Origin of the sequence: Burkholderia lata (genome assembly GCF_000012945.1) — a bacterium.
Lineage (GTDB): Bacteria > Pseudomonadota > Gammaproteobacteria > Burkholderiales > Burkholderiaceae > Burkholderia > Burkholderia lata.
In genome coordinates this window covers 1,174,708-1,195,051 of record NC_007510.1, presented here as the reverse complement: position 1 = coordinate 1,195,051, position 20,344 = coordinate 1,174,708, and the positions used below count along the sequence as shown (strand labels likewise).

Here is a 20,344-nt window from a genome sequence, read left to right as displayed (position 1 = left end):
CGAATTCCAGTTTGCTGGAAAATAAATCCATCATGAAAGAATCAGCTACCGCCGTTGCCGACGACACCGGCATCAACGAACGCATCGCCCGGCGCGTACGCGACCTGCGCACCGTGCGAGGCTACACGCTCGATGCGCTGGCCGCGCGCTCCGGCGTCAGCCGTTCGATGATCTCGCTCATCGAACGCGCATCGGCCAGCCCGACGGCCGTCGTGCTCGACAAGCTCGCGGCCGGGCTCGGCGTGTCGCTGGCCGGGCTGTTCGGCGGCGACCAGGACGACACGCCCACGCAGCCGCTGGCGCGCCACGCGCAGCAGGCCGAATGGCGAGACCCTGCGTCCGGCTATGTACGCCGCAATCTCTCCCCGGCCGGCTGGCCGTCGCCGATCCAGCTCGTCGAGGTGGATTTCCCGCCCGGTGCCCGCGTCGCGTACGACAGTGGCGGACGCGAAAGCGCGCTGCATCAGCAGGTGTGGGTCATCAGCGGCCGCGTCGACGTCACGTTCGGCGACGCGCTTCACGAACTTCACGAAGGCGACTGCCTGGCCATGCGGCTCGACCAGCCGCTGATTTTCAGCAATCCGTCGTCGCATGCCGCGCGCTATGTCGTCGCGATCTGCGATGCGTCCGCCGCCGGCGTGCGGAATCTCTGATGAACGCGTCGTCGCAGCAGCCGTGCGCGCGCCCTACTTACTGCCCACAGGAGCCCGTATGAATTCCCCGAAACAGCGCGACGACGTGCGCCTGATCGATTGCAGCGAGGCCGAGCATGCGCCGGCCATTCTCGAGATCCTGAACGACGCGATCGCGACGTCGACCGCGCTGTACGACTACAAGCCGCGTCCGCCGGAAGCGATGGTCGCGTGGTTCGCGGCGAAGCGCGCGGGCGGGTTCCCGGTCATCGGCGCCGTCGACGCATCGGGCACGCTGCTCGGCTTTGCGAGCTGGGGCACGTTCCGCGCGTTTCCCGCCTACAAGTACACGGTCGAACACAGCGTGTACGTGCATCGCGACCAGCGCGGCCGCGGGCTTGGCGAGGTGCTGCTGCGCGAAGTGGTCCGGCGCGCGCACGAAGCGCAGGTGCACGTGGTGGTCGGCTGCATCGATGCGACCAATGCGGGAAGCATCGCACTGCATACGAAGCTCGGATTCGTGCACTCGGGCACGATCACGCAGGCGGGATTCAAGTTCGGCCGGTGGCTCGACGCGGCGTTCTATCAGTTGACGCTCGACACGCCGGCGCAGCCGGTGGATGGTTGAGCGGATGCCGCGACGAACGAGCGACATCGCATAGCCGGTGCGCCCGTTCGCGAATCGCGCTTCAATCGCTGAAAACAAAAGCCCGCACGCAGCGGGCTTTTGTTTTCGGACATGCGCTACGGATGCATTTTCCTGGAGAGCCGCTGCCCGTCGCGCGCGAAACCATGATGCGCATAAAAGCGGTGAGCGTCCGGGCGTTGATCGCCGCTCGTCACCTCCAGCTTCACGCATCGGCCGCTCTCGAACCAACGTTCTGCAGTCGCCATCAGTGCACCGCCAATCCCGCATCCCCGGTGACGCTCGTCAACGACCATGCTCGTGATGCGCCCGAGATTTCCGGCTGCATGAAAGAGCGGCAGGATGTGCAGGCTGATACTGCCGACCACCTCGCCATCCAACGTTGTCACGCATACCAGATCACCCGGCTTGTCGGCGAACGACTGCAATTTTTCATGAATCAGCGCGGGCGTCGCCTCGTATCCAAGCTGGCACAGCAGCCTCGCGATTGCGGCGCAATCGGAGAGCCGCGCCTCCCGCGTGTCGAGCCCGGGGGTGGTCAATTCGCTTCACCTGGTGTCGCCATCGATCGCCTCGGCGTCTCGCGCAGGACTCGAATGCCCGCTGATCGCGCCATGCTACCGCACCCCGCCCCGCCCGCCTCACGGTCCGCCTCCGAACCGGACGCAGAAAAAAGAAAAGCCCCGCCGAAGCGGGGCTTTTTCTCTTTCTACCTGGAGGCGCGAGCCGGAGTCGAACCGGCCTAAACGGCTTTGCAGGCCGCTGCATAACCGCTTTGCTATCGCGCCAAAAGCGGACTGTGCGAATGCCGTGAGGCAAGCGACAGATTCTTTATTCGAGGACCGAAAGTCCATCAAATAAAAAGGGAAGCTTGGCTTCCCCATTACTTGGAGCGGGAGACGAGTCTCGAACTCGCGACCTCAACCTTGGCAAGGTTGCGCTCTACCAACTGAGCTACTCCCGCATTGTCCTGCACCTGCAGCGCTTCGCCGTACAACACGCTGCCAGAAAAATCTGGAGCGGGAGACGAGTCTCGAACTCGCGACCTCAACCTTGGCAAGGTTGCGCTCTACCAACTGAGCTACTCCCGCATGTGTCCTGCATCTGCAGCGCTTTGCCGTACAACACGCTGCCAGAAAAAATCTGGAGCGGGAGACGAGTCTCGAACTCGCGACCTCAACCTTGGCAAGGTTGCGCTCTACCAACTGAGCTACTCCCGCGTATTGCTGCGCTACTGCTTCCCCGTCACACACTTACTTCGTCGTGCAGCGGAGAAGCGAGATTATGTCGAAGCCACATTCATGTGTCAAGGGCTTTTCCAGCCCTTTTTCCAAAAACCCGCTCGACCGGACCTGTCACGCGCCGCCGCGCTCGCGAATCTGCGGCCATGCGAGCTTCATGTAGTACAGCATCGACCAGATCGTCAGCACCGCCGCGAGATACATCAGCCATTCGCCCCACACGCGCGTGTCGATCGTCGCGACACCGAGCGGCAGCGGCCCGTAGAACAGCAGCATCGGAATCGCAACCATCTGGCATGCGGTCTTGAACTTGCCGAGCTGGTTCACCGCGACGCTCTTCGACGCGCCGATCTGCGCCATCCACTCACGCAGCGCCGAAATCGCGATCTCGCGGCCGACGATCACGAGCGCGATCGCCGCATCGACCCGCGAAATCTGCACGAGGATCAGCAGCGCGGCCGTCACCATCAGCTTGTCCGCCACCGGGTCGAGAAATGCGCCGAATGACGACGTCTGGTTCCACTTGCGTGCCAGATAGCCGTCGAACCAGTCGGTCAGCGCCGCGAGTATGAAGATCGCCGCCGCCGCGAGATTGCGGTGCGCGCCGCCCATCACCGTGTCCGGCAGATAGAACACGCCGACGACGAGCGGAATCAGCACGATCCGTACCCACGTCAGGAAAATCGGGAAATTGAACGGCATGGCATGCGGGACAGTAAAGGATTCGCAATTGTGCCGTGTCGACCGGCCTGCCACAAGAACGCTGGCAAGGCAGCCGGCCGCACGGCCGCGTCAGTGAAGCTGCTTGTAGATCTGCTCGGCGAGCGCGTGCGAGATGCCCTCGACGCTCGCGAGTTCCTCGACACTCGCGGCAACGACGCCGCGCAACCCGCCGAACCGCGCGAGCAGCCGCTGCCGGCGCTTCGCGCCGACACCCTCCAGCTCCTCGAGCCGCGACGTCTGGCGCGCCTTCGCCCGCTTGGCGCGCATGCCGGTGATCGCGAAACGGTGCGCCTCGTCGCGGATCTGCGCGACGACCATCAGCGCGGCGCTCTCCTTGCCGAGTTCGAGCGGCGTGCGTCCGTCCGCGAACACCAGCGTCTCGAGGCCAACCTTGCGCCCCTCGCCTTTCGCGACGCCCACCAGCATCGACGTGTCGAGACCGAGCTCGGTGAACACCTGGCGCGCGATTTCGACCTGACCCTTGCCGCCGTCGATCAGCACGATGTTCGGCAGCAGGCTCGACGCCTCGGCCTGGCGCGTCGACTCGCCGTCGATCCCGGCCGCATCGTCGGCGGCAGCCGCCTGCGCGGCCTGCTCGACCATCTTCTCGTAGCGGCGCGTGAGCACCTGCCGCATCGCCGCGTAGTCGTCGCCCGGCGTGATCCCGGTGATGTTGTAGCGGCGGTATTCGCCCGACTGCATCTTGTGATGGTGGTAGACCACGCACGACGCCTGCGTCGCCTCGCCCATCGTATGGCTGATGTCGAAGCATTCGATCCGCAGCGTCGTGAGATCGTCGCATTCGTAGCTGAGCGTCTCTGCGAGCGCCCGCGTGCGCGCCTGCTGCGAGCCCTGCTCGGACAGCAGCCGCATGAGCGCGATCTGCGCATTCTGTTCGGCCATCGACAGCCACGCTCGCCGCTGCCCCTGCGGCTGCCGCACCAGCGACACCTTGTGGCCGGCCTGCTCGGACAGCAGCTCGAGCAGGTCGCGGCTCGCGGGTGCATGGCTCACGACCAGCACGGGCGGTACGCGATTGCCGAGATAGTGCTGCGCGATGAACGCGTCGAGCACTTCCGCCTCGACCGACGCCGCCGCGTCGCTGCGCGCACGGCCGGGTTCTTCCGCGGGCAGGTCGGGCATGGCATCGGCGGGCGCATCCACCGCCTCCGCCAGTTCGGACTCGTCGCCGATACCGCCCTCGGCGAGCGTCAGCGCGCTTTCGACGTGCGTCGGGAAATACGCCTTGTCGCCGAGATGCCGGCCGCCGCGCACCATCGCGAGATTCACGCACACGCGCCCGCCCTGTGCAACGACGGCCAGGATATCGACGTCGCTGTCGCTGCCGACCTCGATCGCCTGCTGGTGCAGCACCGTCGCGAGCGAGCTCATCTGGTTGCGCACGGCCGCCGCCTGCTCGAATTTCAGCTCGGCCGCGAACGCGTGCATCTTCTGCTCGAGCTCCTTCATCACTTCGGACTGCCGGCCGAGCAGGAAGCGCGCGGCGTTCGATACGTCGATCGCGTAATCCTCGTCGGAGATCGCGCCGACGCACGGCGCCGTGCAGCGCCCGATCTGGTGCAGCAGGCACGGCCGCGTGCGGTTGTTGAAGACCGAGTCCTCGCAGGTGCGCAACTGGAACACGCGCTGCAGGATCTGGATGCTCTCGCGCACGGCCCAGGCGCTCGGGAACGGCCCGAAATACTGGTTCTGCTTGTCGACCGAGCCGCGGTAGTAGGCCATCCGCGGAAAACGGTGTGCGGTGAGCTTCAGGTACGGATACGACTTGTCGTCGCGAAACAGGATGTTGTAGCGCGGCGCGAGCGCCTTGATCAGGTTGTTCTCGAGCAGCAGCGCCTCGGCCTCCGAGCGCGTGACGGTCGTCTCGATGCGCGCGATGCGCGTGACCATCATCGCGATGCGCGGCGACAGCTGCGTCTTCGTGAAATAGCTCGATACGCGCTTCTTCAGGTCGCGTGCCTTGCCGACATAGAGCACGGCACCCGCCGTGTCGTAATAGCGATAGACGCCCGGCATGTGCGGCAACTGCGCAAGGATCTTCTTCGGTTCGAACGGGGTATCGGAAGCTTCAGGGGATGTCATGCGTGATCCGGGCGCCTTGTAACGCGGAACGGGTCTATTAGAATCGCCAGTTTAGAGCATTCACCGGCCCGCTTCGATGCCCCGCACCACCGCTGCCCCCCCGCCCGCCGCGCCGCTCGCGCCGGGCGAACCGATCGCCTGCGACCTCTTCTGCACCGTCGTCGACAATTTCGGCGACATCGGCGTCTGCTGGCGCGTCGCGCGCCAGCTCGCGCACGAGCACGGCTGGCAGGTTCGCCTGTTCGTCGACGACCTGCGCACGTTCGCGCGCCTGCTGCCCGGGGTCGATCCCGACGCGGGGCGGCAAACGGTCGACGCGATCGTGATCGAGCACTGGCACGCGGAAGCCGGCGACGCGCTGGAGATCGCCGATGTCGTGATCGAAGCGTTCGCATGCGAGCTGCCCGGCGCGTATCTCGCGGCGATGGCGCGCCGCGCGCGTCGCCCCGTGTGGATCAACCTCGAATACCTGAGCGCCGAAGACTGGGTCGCCGACTTCCATCTGCGGCCATCGCCGCATCCGCGCTACCCGCTGCTGAAGACGTTTTTCTTCCCCGGCCTGTCGGCCGGCACCGGCGGCGTCCTGAAAGAACGCGACCTCGATGCGCGCCGCACGGCCTTCGCAGCCGACGCGGCGGCGCGCGACACCTGGTGGCAGCGCGCGACCGGCGGCGCGCCGCCGGCCGCCGGCACGACGGTCGTCAGCCTGTTCGCGTACGAGAATCCGGCCGTCGACGCGCTGCTCGCGCAATGGCGCGACGGCCCGTCGCCGGTCGTCGCACTCGTGCCGGCCGGTCGCGTGTCGCCTGCCGTCGCGCGCTTTTTCGGGGTCGAGTCGTTCGGCGCGGGCACGCATGCGCGCAGCGGCAACCTGACTGCCCACGGGCTCGCGTTCGTTCCCCAGGCCGACTACGATCCCTTGCTGTGGGTGGCCGACCTCAATTTCGTGCGCGGCGAAGATTCGTTCGTGCGAGCGCAGTGGGCCCGCAAGCCGTTCGTGTGGCACATCTACCCGCAGGCCGACGACGTGCACCTGCCGAAGCTCGACGCCGCGCTCGCGCACCTGTCGGCCGGCCTCGCCGATGCCCCGCGCGCGGCACTCGAGCGGTTCTGGCACGCATGGAACGGCGTCGGCACGCCCGACTGGGCCGATTTCTGGCAGCACCGCGTCGCACTGGACGCCAACGCGGCCCGCTGGGCCGACGCGCTCGCGTCCGTCGGCGATCTCGCCGGAAAGCTGGCGGAATACGCAAAATCTCAGTTAAAATAAGCGGTTATCCGACGGCTGACCAGGCAAGCGCTCGCTTTTGGCGTCCACCGGAACGCACCGCTTGCGCCGTCAGCCGTTGCGCAACGCTCAGGCACCTATTTATTTGATTTGATCAGGACAGTTTTTTATGAAAACCGCACAGGAACTCCGCGTAGGCAACGTCGTGCAGATCGGCAGCGACGCATGGGTCATCGCCAAGGCTGAATACAACAAGTCGGGCCGTAACTCCGCCGTCGTCAAGATGAAGATGAAGAACCTGCTGACGAACGCAGGCCAGGAAGCGGTCTACAAGGCTGACGACAAGTTCGACGTCGTCGTGCTCGACCGCAAGGAAGTGACGTACTCGTACTTCGCCGATCCGATGTACGTGTTCATGGACGCCGACTACAACCAGTTCGAAGTCGAAGCGGAAATGATGGGCGAAGCGCTGAACTACCTCGAAGACGGCATGGCTTGCGAAGTCGTGTTCTACAACGAGAAGGCGATCTCGGTCGAACTGCCGACGGTCCTCGTTCGCGAGATCACCTACACGGAACCGGCAGTCAAGGGCGACACGTCGTCGGGCAAGGTGCTGAAGAACGCCAAGCTCGCAACGGGCTTCGAACTGCAAGTGCCGCTGTTCTGCAACACCGGCGACAAGATCGAAATCGATACGCGTACGAACGAATACCGCAGCCGCGCGTAATCGCAAGCGATACCCGCATCGAACAAAGCGCCCTTCGGGGCGCTTTTTGTTTGTCCCGCGCCAACAACCGGGCGGGAGTCAGGCTCATGTAAAGCACAAAATCCACCGGTAAAGATATTCAATTTGTATCATCGGTAACTGTTTTATAGCGCCGGAGAAATAATGCTCGTTACGCGTTCAGCGGGGCATAAAATCAGTTTTTAATCTGACATGCGGCTGCGGCCCCGTTGGCCGACAGCCCGCCTCTCTTGACTCGACTCGCGTCCACCATGCCACACGCCCTGATTGTCGAAGACGATCCCAACAGTCTGTCCGGCCTCACCGCGCTGCTCGCCGCGGACGGCTTCTCGGTCGACACGGCCACGTCGCTCGCCGAAGCGCGCACGGCGCTCGGCCGCTCGATTCCCGACGTCGTCCTCGTCGACCTGAACCTGCCGGACGGCAGCGGGTTCGACCTGCTCCAGCACCTGCCGCAGCAACAGCCGAACGGCTCGCTGCCCGTCATCGTGCTGACGGGCAATGCGACGGTCGAGAGCGCCATCGAGGGCCTGCGTCACGGCATCTGGGACTACCTGCTGAAGCCGATCAACATTCCACGCCTGCGCAGCCTGCTCGCGCGGATCCCGCGCCCCTACGAACTGATCGACGAAGTGCAGTCGTTGCGCGCGTCGCTGCGCCATCTGGGCCGCTTCGGCGCGCTGGTCGGCCGCAGCGACGCGATGCAGCACGTGTACGACATGATCGAGCACAACGCGCGCACCGAAACGGCCGTCCTGTTCGCGGGCGAAGCCGGTACCGGCAAGAAGCTGGCCGCGCGCACGCTGCACGACCTGAGCCGGCGCCGCAAGGGGCCGTTCGTGTCGTTCGACTGCCGGACGATCGCGCATGCCGGCCGGCACGGCGCATCGCTCGACAGCGTGCTGTTCGGCCACGAGCGCGGCGCGTTCGACGGCGCCGAGCGCCGCGAATCGGGCCTGTTCGAACAGGCCGGCGGCGGTACACTGTTCCTCGACGAAATCACCACACTGCCGCTCGTGCTGCAGGAAGCCCTGCTGCATGCGCTTGATTCGCAGAACTTCATGCGGATCGGCGGTACGAGTTCGATCACGAGCGATTTCCGGCTGATCGCGACCACGCGCCGCCCGGCGCGCGAAGCGGTCGCGAACGGCACGCTGCGCGAAGATCTGTGGCTGCGCCTCGATGCGGCGTCGATCACGATGCCGCCGCTGCGCGAGCGTGACGGCGATGCGCTCGCGATCGCGGACGCGCTGATCGACGAACTGAACCGCGACGCGCGCGCAACCGGCCGCAGCACGACCGACAAGCGCGCGGCACCGGGCTTCGTGCGCGAGTGCCTGTCCTACGAATGGCCGGGCAACGTGCGCGAGCTGCAGGAGCGCGTGCGCTTCGCGTACGACGCATCGGGCGATTTCATCGAGACGCTGCGCGCGGGCGAGCCGAGCTTCTCGGCCGGCACCGCGCTGAACGGCAGCAGCGTACAGATCAAGGTCGGCACACCGCTTTCCGACGTCGAGGATCTGCTGATCCGCGCGACGCTCGACGCAGTCGGCGGCACGCGCCACCGCGCGGCAACGCTGCTCGGCATCAGCCCGAAGACGCTGTACAACAAGCTGCAGCGGATGAAGGTGAACTGAGCGCCCGGCGATGTTCGCAGGCACTGGCAGGGCTTGACCGTTAGTTGCATCAAAATCCGCTTCGTCGACCTGTCTGATTCCTGAAGCTGTCCGGTTCACCCCGGCAGCAGTCCATAAAAAAGCCGCGCAATTGCGCGGCTTTTTGTTTCGGCGGCCGGAATGGCGCAGACCGCACCATCCCCCTCCCGCTCAGGCCAGTGCGCTGCCCAACAGCGCCTGCGCCTGCAGATACTCGGGCTGCGCGATCAGCTTGTCCCACTTGAGCGCCTTGCCGCGCGCGCGCATCCGCTTGATGCGTCGCACCGACTCGTCCGTTGCCCGCGCTTTCAGCCCGTTCAGCACGACCTCGGCCGCATCCGGCTGGTTGCAGACGAGCACCATGTCGCAACCGGCCGCGAGTGCGGCGTCGGCCGCCTGCGTGAGCGTGCCGCCTTCGCGCGCAGCCTCCATCGACAGGTCGTCGCTGAAGATCGCACCCGTGAAGCCGAGCCGCCCGCGCAGGATGTCCTGCAGCCACACGCGCGAGAAGCCGGCCGGCCGCTTGTCGACCTGTGTGTAGATCACGTGTGCGGGAATCACTGCAGACAACGACAAGCCGAGCCAGTCGTACGGCGCGACGTCCTGCTTGAGAATCGAGTCGAGCGTGCGGTCGTCGGTCGGCAGCGCGACGTGAGAGTCGGCCTCCGCGAAGCCGTGCCCCGGGAAATGCTTGCCGCAGTTCGCCATCCCGGCGAGCGACAGCCCGTGGTTCAGACTCTTCGCGAGCAGCGTGACGACGCGCGGATCGCGATGGAACGCGCGATCGCCGATCACTTTCGAGTGCCCGTAGTCGAGATCGAGCACGGGCGTGAAGCTCATGTCGATTCCGCATGCACGCAGCTCGGCGGCCAGGATGTAGCCGACGGCCGTGGCGACCTTCGTCGCGAGCAGCACGTCGCGATCCCACAGCTCGCCGAGGCGGCGCATCGCGGGCAGCACCGTGAAGCCGTCGGTGCGGAAACGCTGCACGCGCCCGCCTTCGTGATCGACGGCGATCAGGATGTCTTCGCGCACCGCGCGGATCGAGTCGGTCAGTGCGGTCAGTTGCGCACGATTCTGGAAATGCCGCGCGAACAGGATCACGCCGCCGGTATTCGGATGCGCGAGACGCCGCGCATCGTCGCGCGACAGGGCCGTGCCGACGACGTCGAGCATGACCGGGCCGGGAGTCGTTTTCATTGAATCGGGAATTCCGTCAGGAGGAGGTTCGGGAAACAGGTGCAGGCGCGGCGTCCGTCTCGGCGACCACGAACGACACCGCGTAGTCGCGTTCGTCGCTGACCGTCACGCGCGCCGTGATGCCACGGGCGGCAAGCCAGTCGGCCAGCTCGCCCGACGCGACCACGTACGGCTCGCCGCTCGGGTGGTTGAGGGTCTGCAGCGCACGCCACGTCATCGGCCAGTGCATGCCGAGCCCGATCGCTTTCGAGAACGCTTCCTTCGCGGAAAAGCGCGTCGCGAGGAACGCGATGCCGCGCGCCTCGGAGCGGGCGCGCCGCGCATGGAACACACGCAGCTCGTCGGGGCCCAGCACTTTCTCGGCAAACCGGCCGCCCGTGCGTTCGAGCACGGCCGCGATGCGGCTCACCTGGGCGATGTCGGTACCGATGCCATAGATCGCCATGTCAGTACGCGCCGGTGCGACCCGGCCGGGCCGGGTCAGGCATGACGCGCGACGCGCGGCGGCACTTCATCTTCAGCGCGCGCCGCCGTGCAGCGCGGCTACGCGTGCGGCAACCATGATCGCCTTCATTTCGCGCACCGCGTTGTCCCAGCCCGCGAAAATCGCGTGCGCGACGATCGCGTGGCCGATGTTCAGTTCGACGATGCCGTCGATCGCGGCGATCTGCTGCACGTTCGTGTAGTGCAGGCCGTGACCGGCATTGACCTTCAGGCCGAGCTGCGCGCCGGCCTGAACGCCCGCGACGATGCGCTCGTATTCGCGCTGCTGCTCGGCTTCGTCGTGCGCTTCCGCGTAACGGCCCGTATGCAGCTCGATCACCGGCGCGCCTGCTTCGTGCGCGGCACGGATCTGCGTCTCGTCCGGGTCGATGAACAGCGACACGCGCACGCCCACGTCGGCAAGCTGCTTGCATGCCGCACGCACGGCCTCGAAGTGGCCGGCGACATCGAGACCGCCTTCGGTCGTCAGTTCCTCGCGCTTCTCAGGCACGAGGCACGCGTCGTGCGGGCGCACTTCGCATGCGATATCGAGCATCTCGGTCGTCACCGCGCATTCGAGGTTCATGCGCGTCTTCAGCAGCGGACGCAGCTTGCGCACATCCGCGTCGACGATGTGGCGGCGATCCTCGCGCAGGTGCAGCGTGATCGCATCCGCACCGGCTTCTTCCGCAGCGAGCGCCGCGCGGATCGGATCGGGATAGGTCGTGCCGCGCACATTGCGCAGCGTCGCGACGTGGTCGATGTTCACGCCGAGGTCGATGGCGGTGGGCGTTGTCAGGAAGAAGCTCATAGATTTTGCAGGTCGATCAGGATCTGACGCGTGGCAAGCGGCGTACCGCCGAGATAGGTGTTCAGCAGGAAGCGCATCAGCGTCTTGCTTTGCGCAACCGTCTGGGCTCGATGGTAATCGTCCTGCTCCATATCGAGCAACGTCTGTCCGGAAATGACCGGCCAGTGCGACGGGACTTCATCGTCCGCATTGCGCACGCCGCGCTCGGGATCGAACACGTAGCGACGATCAGGCTCGACCGCGCGGCGCGCGACCGTGCGGTTCAGCGCCATCGCGTAGCCGGTCTCGCGCAGCAGCACGCGCTCAAACGAGCGCAGCACCTGCACCGCGGGCTCACCGTGCGCGAGGCGCGTGAGGGTCAGCACGTAATGATTGAAGAGCGGCGGCTGGGGATCTTCGCGCGCGCAGAATTTCACGAGCAGCTCGTTCGCGTAGAAGCCGCACAGCAGCCCGTCGCCACCGAGCGGCAGCATCCCGCCGACCCACTCGGCACCCGTCAGCGTGCGCACCTCGGATTTGCCCGACCAGGACAGCAGCAGCGGCTGGAAGGTCTGCAGTACGCCACGCAGCGCGGAGTGCGGGCGCTTCGCGCCCTTCGCGACGAGCGCGAGTCGACCATGATCACGCGTCAGCACGTCGATGATCAGGCTCGTTTCCCGATAGGGATAACTGTGCAGCACGTACGCCGGCTGCTCGGCGACACGGAAATCGGACGTGCGAGACGTCGCGCGCCGCGCCTTGCGCGGCGGTTCAGGCGGTGCCGGCAGCGGCGCGTCGTTCGCGCCGGCCGTCACCGCGTCTTCAGTCGACGTCAGCGCGTCATTCGTACCCATAGGCGCGCAGCCCCGCCTCGTTGTCGGCCCAGCCGCTCTTCACCTTCACGAAGGTCTCGAGGTACACGGGGCCGTCGAACAGCTTCTCCATGTCCATCCGCGCCTCGGTGCTGATCTGCTTGAGCTTCTCGCCCTTCTTGCCGATCACCATCGCCTTGTGCGAATCGCGCTCGACCAGGATCGTCGCGAAGATGCGCTTCAGGCGCCCTTCCTCTTCGAACTTGTCGATCAGCACGGTGCTCGTGTACGGCAGTTCGTCGCCGGTCCAGCGGAACACCTTTTCGCGCAGGATTTCGGCTGCGAGGAAGCGCGAGCTGCGGTCGGTCAGCTCATCCTCGCCGTAGATCGGCTCGCCTTCCGGCAGGTACGGCTTGATCGTGTCCAGCAGGCGCTTGATGTCTTCCGGGCGCTGCGCCGACAGCGGCACCAACTCGGTGAATTCGCGCAGCGTGCTCATCTGCTGCATGAACGGGAACAGCGACGCCTTGTCGTTCACACGGTCGATCTTGTTCGCGATCAGCAGCGTCGGCATGCCGGGCGGGATCAGGTCGAGCACCTTCTGGTCGTCGGGCCCGAAGCGGCCGGCCTCGATCACGAACAGGATCACGTCGACCGACGTGAGCGTCGACGTGACCGCGCGGTTCAGCGAACGGTTCAGCGCGGTGCTGTGACGGGTCTGGAAACCCGGCGTGTCGACGAACACAAATTGCGCGTCGTCGAACGTATTGATGCCGGTGATGCGGTGGCGGGTCGTCTGCGCCTTGCGCGACGTGATGCTGATCTTCTGGCCGACGAGTGCGTTCATCAACGTCGACTTGCCGACGTTCGGGCGGCCCACGATCGCGATCATGCCGCAACGGAAACCGGTAGGAGCGGGAGTGTTCATATCGTTTGGGAGACAGGTTCGGAAACGGCCGCGCGACGCGCGGCACGATCGATGGGCAATTCAGTGGTCGGCATCGGCCACGCGCGCCTGCGCGGCAGCGAGGCTCGCGCCGCCCGGCGGCGTCTCGGCATCCGGTGCCGCGGCGTCACGTGTGCGCGCAGCCGCACGCGAAGCGGGGTCGGTACCGACGGAAGACTTGTCGGCGGACGACGATGCCGGATCGGCTGCCTGGCCAGTCGGCTTGTCGGCTGCGCGTGCAGCAGGCACGGCTTCCGCGGGCTTCTCCGCGGCCTTGTCGGTTCGCTCGGCCGGCTTGTCGGCAGCCTTCTCGGCCGCCGGCTTCACCGCCCGCTCACCCTTTTCCGCAGCCGCGTCGACATGCGCCGCACGAATCGCGGCCATCGGCGCCGCGGCCGGCTCGGTACCGGTTGCAGCGATTGCCGCGGGCGCCGCACCGGCTGCCCTCGCCTCGCGGGCCGCCGCGCGTTCCTTCCGCTCCGGCGAGCGCAGGTCGAGCGCTTCCTGCACACCCTTCACGCCCGGCACGATTTCGGGTTCGACATGCTTCGACCCACGCGCGTTTTTCGAGCGCTTCGGCTTCGTGGTCAGCATCGGCGCAGCCGCCATCACCTCGTCGAGTGCCTTCTTCGCCGCGGCCTGCTCGGCCGCGCGCCGGCTCGCACCGGAGCCCGACACCTTCACGTCGAGCTTCGGCACCGTGCATTCGACTTCGAATTGCTGATTGTGCGCCGCACCATGCGTCGCGACCACCGTATAAGTCGGCAGCGCGATCTTGTGCCCCTGCAGGTATTCCTGCAGCAGCGTCTTCGCGTCCTTGCCGAGCGTGCGCGGATCGATGTGGTCGAGAATCGGGATATAGAGGCGCTTGATGACCCCTTGGGCGGCTTCGAAGCCGCCATCGAGGAATACTGCCCCGATGATGGCTTCGAACGCGTCCGCGAGGATCGACGGGCGGCGGAACCCACCGCTGCGCAGCTCGCCCTCGCCGAGTCGCAGGCCGTCCGAGATATTCAGGGCCTGAGCAATTTCGTACAGCGACTGCTGCTTGACGAGGTTGGCGCGTACGCGCGACAGATCACCTTCGTCCAGCTTGCTGAAACGCTGGAACAAAAGGGCAGCCACCGCGCAATTCAGAACGGAGTCGCCGAGAAACTCGAGCCGTTCGTTGTGCGTGGCACTGTGACTACGATGGGTCAAAGCCTGGCGCAACAATTCCGCATTGCGAAATTCGTAGCGCAGCCGGCTTTCCAACTGGGATAGGGGCATGTGCAGGAGTATAACGCGGGCGCCGGTCGGGCCGAAACGGCACGGCCGGACGCGAAAAGGCGTGACGAGGCGGTGTTACCGCCGGTTCTTAAAGTAGTTCGGCACTACGCGACGCGGCCCGTGCGTCGCGTAGTGCGATTGGGTCGAATGCGATCAGTTGAAGGAACCGATGCGCTTCAGGTCGCTGAAGTTCATCCAGATGAAGAACGCGCGGCCAACGATGTTCTGGTCCGGCACGAAACCCCAGTAGCGGCTGTCCGCGCTGTTGTCGCGGTTGTCGCCCATCATGAAGTAGTGACCGGGCGGCACCTTGCAGATCACGCCGCGGCTGTTGTACGTGCAGTTGTCGCGAAACGGATAGTCGTATGCGCCCATCACGAACGGCGGCACGGCCGGGTTGTTGAGGATCGCGTTCTTCTTGTTGCCGATCGTTTCCTCGAACTGCTTCGCGTAGTTCTGGCGCTCGTCGTCGAAGAAATCGGGCAGCGGCGTTTCGGGCACCGGCTGGCCGTTGATCGTGAGTTGCTTGTCCTGGTACGCGACCGTATCGCCCGGCAGGCCGATCACACGCTTGATGTAGTCGACCGACTCGTCCTTCGGATAGCGGAACACGACGACGTCGCCGCGCGACAGCGGGCTGCCCTGCGTGATCTTCGTGTTCGTGACCGGCAGGCGCAGCCCGTATTCGAACTTGTTGACGAGGATGAAATCGCCGACGAGCAACGTCGGCACCATCGAGCCCGACGGAATCTTGAACGGCTCGACGACGAACGAACGCACGACGAACACCGCCAGGATCACCGGGAAGAAGCTCGCCGTGTACTCGAGCCACCACGGCTGGCGCAGCTTCTCGTCGCGCAGCTTCGAACGCGTCTGCACCGCGTTTTCATCCGCGAAACGCTTGTCGATGCGCGACTGCTGGCGATCGAACTCCTCGATCGCCGAGTCGGCCGCCTTGCGTCGCTGCGGCAGGAACACCAGCTTGTCCAACACCCACGCTACGCCCGTCAAGACGACGAGCACAAAAAGAATCAGCGCAAAATTCATAAAAGGATCAGTCCTGTTATTTGTCTTCGACGCGCAAGATGGCAAGGAACGCTTCCTGCGGGATCTCGACCGAGCCCACCTGCTTCATTCGTTTCTTACCCGCTTTCTGCTTTTCGAGCAGTTTCTTCTTTCGCGAGATGTCGCCGCCATAGCACTTCGCCAACACGTTCTTGCGCAGCGCCTTGATGTTCTCGCGGGCAATGATGTGCGCGCCGATCGTAGCCTGGATCGCCACGTCGTACATCTGGCGTGGAATGATCTCGCGCATCTTCGCGGCCACTTCGCGGCCGCGGTACTGCGACTGCGAACGGTGGACGATAACCGACAACGCATCGACCTTGTCACCGTTGATCAGCATGTCGACCTTCACGACATCGGCCGCGCGGTATTCCTTGAACTCGTAGTCCATCGACGCGTAGCCGCGCGACACCGACTTCAGGCGATCGAAGAAATCGAGCACGATCTCGGCCATCGGGATCTCGTAGGTCAGTTGCACCTGACGGCCGTGATATTGCATGTTGATCTGCGATCCGCGCTTCTGCTCGCACAGCGTGATCACGGAGCCGACGTAGTCCTGCGGCATGTACAGGTTCACCGTGACGATCGGCTCGCGGATCTCCTCGATCCTCGGCGGCTCCGGCATCTTCGCCGGATTCTCGACCTTGATGATCGCGCCGTCGCTCATCATGACCTCGTAGACAACCGTCGGCGCGGTCGTGATGAGGTCCATGTCGAACTCGCGCTCGAGCCGCTCCTGCACGATTTCCATGTGCAGCAGGCCAAGGAAGCCGCAGCGGAAACCGAAGCCGAGCGCCTGCGACACTTCCGGCTCGTACTGCAGCGACGCATCGTTCAACTTCAGCTTCTCGAGCGATTCGCGCAGTGCGTCGTACTGGTTAGCCTCGACCGGATACAGCCCCGCGAACACCTGCGGCTTCACTTCCTTGAAGCCCGGCAGCGGCTCGACAGCCGCCTTGGTCGCGTGCGTGACGGTGTCGCCGACCTTCGCTGCCGTCAGTTCCTTGATGCCAGCGATGATGAAACCCACCTGCCCGGCCGACAGCGTTTCGAGATTGCGCGACTTCGGCGTGAACACGCCGATGTGCTCGACCGGATACTGCGCGCCGGTCGCCATCAGCTTGATCTTGTCCTTCGGGCGCAGCGTGCCGTTAACGATGCGTACGAGCATCACGACGCCGACGTAGTTGTCGAACCACGAATCGATGATGAGCGCCTGCAGCGGCGCGGCCGGATCGCCCTTCGGCGGCGGCACCTTCGCGATCAGCGACTCGAGCACGTCCTCGACGCCCAGACCCGTCTTCGCGCTGCAACGCGTCGCGTCGGTCGCGTCGATGCCGATCACGTCCTCGATCTCCTCGATCGCGTTTTCGGGGTTCGCGGCGGGCAGGTCGATCTTGTTCAGCACGGGCACGACCTCGACGCCGAGCTCGATCGCCGTGTAGCAGTTCGCGACCGTCTGCGCCTCGACGCCCTGGCTCGCATCGACGACCAGCAGCGCGCCTTCGCATGCGGACAGCGAACGGCTGACTTCGTACGAGAAGTCGACGTGCCCCGGCGTGTCGATCAGGTTCAGGTTGTAGACCTTGCCGTCGCGCGCGCGATAGGACAGCGCGGCAGTCTGCGCCTTGATCGTGATGCCGCGCTCGCGCTCGATATCCATCGAGTCGAGCACCTGCGCTTCCATTTCACGGTCGGCGAGGCCGCCGCATACCTGGATGATGCGATCCGCGAGCGTCGACTTGCCATGGTCGATGTGCGCGATGATCGAGAAATTGCGAATATGATCCATTCAGTGCCGATCAAGCGAAAAAGGCGCGCTCGACGACTGCAGAGCACGCCTTGGTAAGTCGGTGAAAAAACAGCTTATTTTAGCCGAAAAGGCCTTTGCCGGGCGGTATTTCCAACGCCGGGCCGCGCAGTGGCCCGCTGGGAGCCGCCGCCGGGCCAAGCTCCGTGCGAAACGACACCCGCCAGCGGCAGGTCAGGCTCGTCGCCAGGCCGCCAGCGCGTCGCGCACCCGCGCGTCGTCGAACCGGTGGCGGCATACCTCCGCCCCGTCCAGCAGCAGCACCGGCACGTCCTCGTCGTAGCGGGCAACGAGTGCCGCATCGGTGTCGATGTCGATGTAATCGACCGCGACACCGAATTCGGCCGCCACCGGCGCCAGTGCGTCGCGCATGTCGTCGCACAGGTGGCACCAGCCGCGGCCGTAGAGCGTGAACATCGGCGCGTTACTTCTGGCGCGGCCGCACGGGCACGAACTGCGTGTTGTCGCCACGCCGCACGAGCACCGCGACCGCCTTCTGCGGATCGAGCTGCGCGGTCACGTCGGCAAACTGCTTCGCGTTCGTGATGTCGGTGTCGCCGACGCGCAGCACGATGTCACCGCGCTGCAGGCCCGCACGGGCGGCCGGGCCGTCTACGCCGTCGATCTGCACGCCGTTCTTCAGCTTCAGCGTCTTCATCTGCTCCGCCGTCAGATCACTGACCGTCAGGCCGAGCGAATTGGTCTGGCGCGGCTTCTGCGGCGCATTCTTGCGCTGCTCGGCCTTCGCCGTCGTTTCGGCCGGCGTCTCCGCGATCGTGATCGGCAGATCGCGTGCCTGACCCTTGCGCCATACGCTGACCGTCGCCTTCGCGCCGGGCTTCGTGTCGCCGACCATGCGCGGCAGGTCCGACGCCGTATCGACCGAACGGCCATTGAACTTCAGGATGATGTCGCCCGGCTGGATGCCCGCCTTGTCGGCCGGACCGCCCGGCTCGACGCTGCTGACGAGCGCACCCTCGGCCTTCGGCAACCCGATCGAATCGGCCACGTCCTTCGTCACCTCGCCGATCGCGACCGCGATCCGGCCGCGCGTGACCTTGCCCGTCGCCTTCAGCTGGTCGGCCACGCGCATCGCCTCGTCGATCGGAATCGCGAACGAGATGCCCATGAAACCGCCGGTACGGCTGTAGATCTGCGAGTTGATGCCGATCACCTCGCCCTGCATGTTGATCAGCGGGCCGCCCGAGTTGCCGGGGTTCACGGCGACGTCGGTCTGGATGAACGGCAGGTAGTCGCCCGTATTGCGGCTCTTCGAGCTGACGATGCCGGCCGTCACCGTGTTGTCGAGGCCGAACGGCGAACCGATCGCGACAACCCACTCGCCGACGCGCACCTTGTTCGAATCGCCGATCGCGACGACCGGCAGGTTCGACGCCTGGATCTTGACGACCGCGACGTCCGTGCGATCGTCGACGCCGATCAGCTTCGCCTTGAATTCGCGCTTGTCGGTCAGCGTCACGTAGATGGTGTCCGCGTCGTCGACGACGTGCGCATTGGTCATCACGTAACCGTCGGCCGACACGATGAAGCCCGAGCCGACGCCGCGATTCTGTTCGGTATCGGGCGGGTTGTCCGGCGCGGGCGCGTTCTTCGGGTTGTTGCCGCCGTTGCCGCTACCGTTACCGGGCGCCTGCGGCAGCGGAATGCCGAAGAAGCGCCGGAAGAATTCCGACATGTCGCCGTTGTCGAAGCCCGGCGGGAGCATCCCGCGCGGGCCGCTGCTCGTCGGCACGTTGGCGGTGGTCCGGATGTTCACGACGGCCGGCCCGACCTTTTCGACCAGGTCGGCGAAGTCGGGCAGGCTGGCAGCGGGAGCCGTCACCGCGAACGCGGTATGCGGCACGAGCGGCAGGCAGGCAGACAGCGCCGCCGCCGCGAGCCATTTGCGCAGCGTGAGTTTCATCATGTCGGAAGCCGTAGCGTTACTTGGAAGCCTTGTATTCTATGGCAGACGCGAACTGCTGCAACGTAGCCGGCGGCACTTCGCCGAGCACGGTGATCCAGTAGTCGCCGCGGCGCTTCACGAGAACGTTCGTTGCACCGGTGCTGCCCGCGCCTTCCTTGCGCGTATTCTTTTCAGCCGGCTCGATGAAAACCGAGATCGTCGCGAGACCGTCGGTGAAGACGGCCTGATCGACCGGGATCGGCGGCTCGCCCGCGTCGCGCGCGGCCATCGGCCGGCGCACTTCACGAATCTTCTGGAAACCGGCCACGCTCGGGGCGAGCTGCCAGCCCTGCGCTTCCATGTCGACCGTCGCGACCGGCGGGCGCACGACCGTCCAGCCGCTCAGGTTGCGCATGCCGGCCGCGATCGCGGCCTTGTCGCCGCTTGCGCCGCCCGTCTGCAATTGCGAGAACGCAATCTGCTCGAGCACGTGATCGTTCGCATCGAGCGTCTGCGAGCGCAGCAGCAGCCCCGTGCGCGCGTCAGCCCACAGCTTGTACGTGAAGCGGTACGCATCCTTCGGCACGAGCTCGACGACCTGCGCGTCGATCCCCGCCACGCGGTCCTTGCCGAGCGACTTCGCGTCGTAGACGGACATCACGTGCTCGCCGCTCGCGCCGAGCAGCGCGGGGAACGAGTCGCGCGTCTGACGGCGCTCGACCACGCACAGCTTGCGCTCGGGCACAAACGTGTACAGCTCGTCGTTATGGCGCAGCAGCTTGCGCGGCTTGCCGTCGAGCGTCTCGATGCGCTCGAACTCGCCGTCGCGGGACGCGACGTGCGCGATGCGCGACGACTGCACATACCCGCCGCGCTGGTAGACGAACGTGCCTTCGTAGCTCTGCTGCTGCGCCGCTTGCTGGACACGGTCGAGCCAGTCGGCGGCACCCTTGCGGGTCGCGACGGGATCGTCCGGTTGCTGGGCGCGGGCAGGAAGGGATTGAACGGACAACAGGGCGGCTGCGCAAAGCAGGAGGGCCGGCAGCCGCTTCCATCCGGAGATGGCGTGATTCAACTGCAATGTCCGCAT

At 65.6% G+C, this 20,344-nt stretch carries 19 protein-coding genes and 4 tRNA genes; 5 read left to right on the top strand and 18 right to left on the bottom strand.

Annotated features, from left to right (window positions below):
- Positions 1-32 precede the first annotated feature (32 nt).
- Together BCEP18194_RS11430 and BCEP18194_RS11425 are read left to right on the top strand one after the other, a co-directional pair.
- Positions 33-653 carry a helix-turn-helix domain-containing protein gene (locus BCEP18194_RS11430; protein WP_011351427.1) on the top strand — a complete coding sequence of 207 codons (621 nt, stop codon included), beginning with the start codon at positions 33-35 and terminating at the stop codon, positions 651-653.
- 58 nt (positions 654-711) lie between these two features.
- Complete coding sequence (locus BCEP18194_RS11425; protein ID WP_011351426.1) at positions 712-1,260, top strand: GNAT family N-acetyltransferase; 549 nt, start codon at positions 712-714, stop codon at positions 1,258-1,260.
- 116 nt (positions 1,261-1,376) lie between these two features.
- Here the strand turns inward: BCEP18194_RS11425 and BCEP18194_RS11420 are convergent, their stop codons facing one another.
- The 7 genes from BCEP18194_RS11420 to uvrC all read right to left on the bottom strand — a co-directional run bounded on the left by BCEP18194_RS11420 (position 1,377) and on the right by uvrC (position 5,345).
- Positions 1,377-1,820 carry a GNAT family N-acetyltransferase gene (locus BCEP18194_RS11420; protein ID WP_011351425.1) on the bottom strand — a complete coding sequence of 148 codons (444 nt, stop codon included), beginning with the start codon at positions 1,818-1,820 and terminating at the stop codon, positions 1,377-1,379.
- A 172-nt stretch (positions 1,821-1,992) separates the two neighbouring features.
- Positions 1,993-2,066: transfer RNA gene (locus BCEP18194_RS11415), tRNA-Cys, on the bottom strand.
- Between the two features lie 100 nt (positions 2,067-2,166).
- Positions 2,167-2,242 (bottom strand) — tRNA-Gly (locus BCEP18194_RS11410).
- A gap of 51 nt (positions 2,243-2,293) precedes the next feature.
- Positions 2,294-2,369, bottom strand: a tRNA-Gly gene (locus tag BCEP18194_RS11405).
- Positions 2,370-2,422: 53 nt separating this feature from the next.
- Positions 2,423-2,498: transfer RNA gene (locus BCEP18194_RS11400), tRNA-Gly, on the bottom strand.
- Between the two features lie 135 nt (positions 2,499-2,633).
- Positions 2,634-3,221, bottom strand: a complete 588-nt coding sequence (pgsA, locus tag BCEP18194_RS11395) for a CDP-diacylglycerol--glycerol-3-phosphate 3-phosphatidyltransferase (RefSeq protein ID WP_011351424.1) — start codon at positions 3,219-3,221, stop codon at positions 2,634-2,636.
- Positions 3,222-3,311: 90 nt separating this feature from the next.
- Positions 3,312-5,345, bottom strand: coding sequence for an excinuclease ABC subunit UvrC (uvrC, locus tag BCEP18194_RS11390; RefSeq protein WP_011351423.1), 2,034 nt, complete (start codon positions 5,343-5,345; stop codon positions 3,312-3,314).
- Positions 5,346-5,421: 76 nt separating this feature from the next.
- Between uvrC and earP the strand changes: the two genes are divergently transcribed.
- The 3 genes from earP (at position 5,422) to BCEP18194_RS11375 (ending at position 8,955) form a co-directional block, all read left to right on the top strand.
- Positions 5,422-6,615, top strand: coding sequence for an elongation factor P maturation arginine rhamnosyltransferase EarP (gene earP, locus BCEP18194_RS11385; RefSeq protein ID WP_011351422.1), 1,194 nt, complete (start codon positions 5,422-5,424; stop codon positions 6,613-6,615).
- Positions 6,616-6,742: 127 nt separating this feature from the next.
- Positions 6,743-7,300 (top strand): elongation factor P, encoded by a 558-nt coding sequence (gene efp / locus BCEP18194_RS11380; protein ID WP_011351421.1) that lies wholly within the window; start codon positions 6,743-6,745, stop codon positions 7,298-7,300.
- A 269-nt stretch (positions 7,301-7,569) separates the two neighbouring features.
- On the top strand, positions 7,570-8,955 hold the full coding sequence (locus BCEP18194_RS11375; RefSeq protein ID WP_011351420.1) for a sigma-54-dependent transcriptional regulator: 1,386 nt from the start codon (positions 7,570-7,572) through the stop codon (positions 8,953-8,955).
- Between the two features lie 189 nt (positions 8,956-9,144).
- Here BCEP18194_RS11375 and nagZ read toward each other — a convergent pair whose 3' ends face one another.
- The 11 genes from nagZ to BCEP18194_RS11320 form a co-directional block, all read right to left on the bottom strand.
- On the bottom strand, positions 9,145-10,173 hold the full coding sequence (gene nagZ / locus BCEP18194_RS11370) for a beta-N-acetylhexosaminidase (RefSeq protein ID WP_011351419.1): 1,029 nt from the start codon (positions 10,171-10,173) through the stop codon (positions 9,145-9,147).
- Between the two features lie 16 nt (positions 10,174-10,189).
- Positions 10,190-10,618: a holo-ACP synthase gene (gene acpS / locus BCEP18194_RS11365; protein WP_011351418.1), complete on the bottom strand. Its 429-nt coding sequence runs from the start codon at positions 10,616-10,618 to the stop codon at positions 10,190-10,192.
- A 72-nt stretch (positions 10,619-10,690) separates the two neighbouring features.
- Positions 10,691-11,467, bottom strand: a complete 777-nt coding sequence (pdxJ, locus tag BCEP18194_RS11360; RefSeq protein ID WP_011351417.1) for a pyridoxine 5'-phosphate synthase — start codon at positions 11,465-11,467, stop codon at positions 10,691-10,693.
- Positions 11,464-12,300 carry a DNA repair protein RecO gene (gene recO / locus BCEP18194_RS11355; protein ID WP_011351416.1) on the bottom strand — a complete coding sequence of 279 codons (837 nt, stop codon included), beginning with the start codon at positions 12,298-12,300 and terminating at the stop codon, positions 11,464-11,466. The genes pdxJ and recO overlap by 4 nt, the downstream gene beginning before the upstream one ends.
- A complete protein-coding gene (gene era / locus BCEP18194_RS11350) occupies positions 12,287-13,186 on the bottom strand; it encodes a GTPase Era (RefSeq protein WP_011351415.1) in 900 nt (299 codons plus the stop codon). Before era ends, recO begins: the two co-directional genes overlap by 14 nt.
- Before the next feature lie 60 nt (positions 13,187-13,246).
- On the bottom strand, positions 13,247-14,473 hold the full coding sequence (gene rnc, locus BCEP18194_RS11345; protein ID WP_011351414.1) for a ribonuclease III: 1,227 nt from the start codon (positions 14,471-14,473) through the stop codon (positions 13,247-13,249).
- A 153-nt stretch (positions 14,474-14,626) separates the two neighbouring features.
- Positions 14,627-15,520 carry a signal peptidase I gene (lepB, locus tag BCEP18194_RS11340; protein ID WP_011351413.1) on the bottom strand — a complete coding sequence of 298 codons (894 nt, stop codon included), beginning with the start codon at positions 15,518-15,520 and terminating at the stop codon, positions 14,627-14,629.
- Between the two features lie 16 nt (positions 15,521-15,536).
- On the bottom strand, positions 15,537-17,330 hold the full coding sequence (gene lepA / locus BCEP18194_RS11335) for a translation elongation factor 4 (RefSeq protein ID WP_011351412.1): 1,794 nt from the start codon (positions 17,328-17,330) through the stop codon (positions 15,537-15,539).
- Positions 17,331-17,522: 192 nt separating this feature from the next.
- A complete protein-coding gene (locus BCEP18194_RS11330; protein WP_011351411.1) occupies positions 17,523-17,765 on the bottom strand; it encodes a glutaredoxin family protein in 243 nt (80 codons plus the stop codon).
- 7 nt (positions 17,766-17,772) lie between these two features.
- Positions 17,773-19,275 carry a DegQ family serine endoprotease gene (locus BCEP18194_RS11325; protein ID WP_011351410.1) on the bottom strand — a complete coding sequence of 501 codons (1,503 nt, stop codon included), beginning with the start codon at positions 19,273-19,275 and terminating at the stop codon, positions 17,773-17,775.
- A 16-nt stretch (positions 19,276-19,291) separates the two neighbouring features.
- Entirely contained in the window at positions 19,292-20,344 is a 1,053-nt protein-coding gene (locus BCEP18194_RS11320) for a MucB/RseB C-terminal domain-containing protein (RefSeq protein ID WP_011351409.1), read from the bottom strand.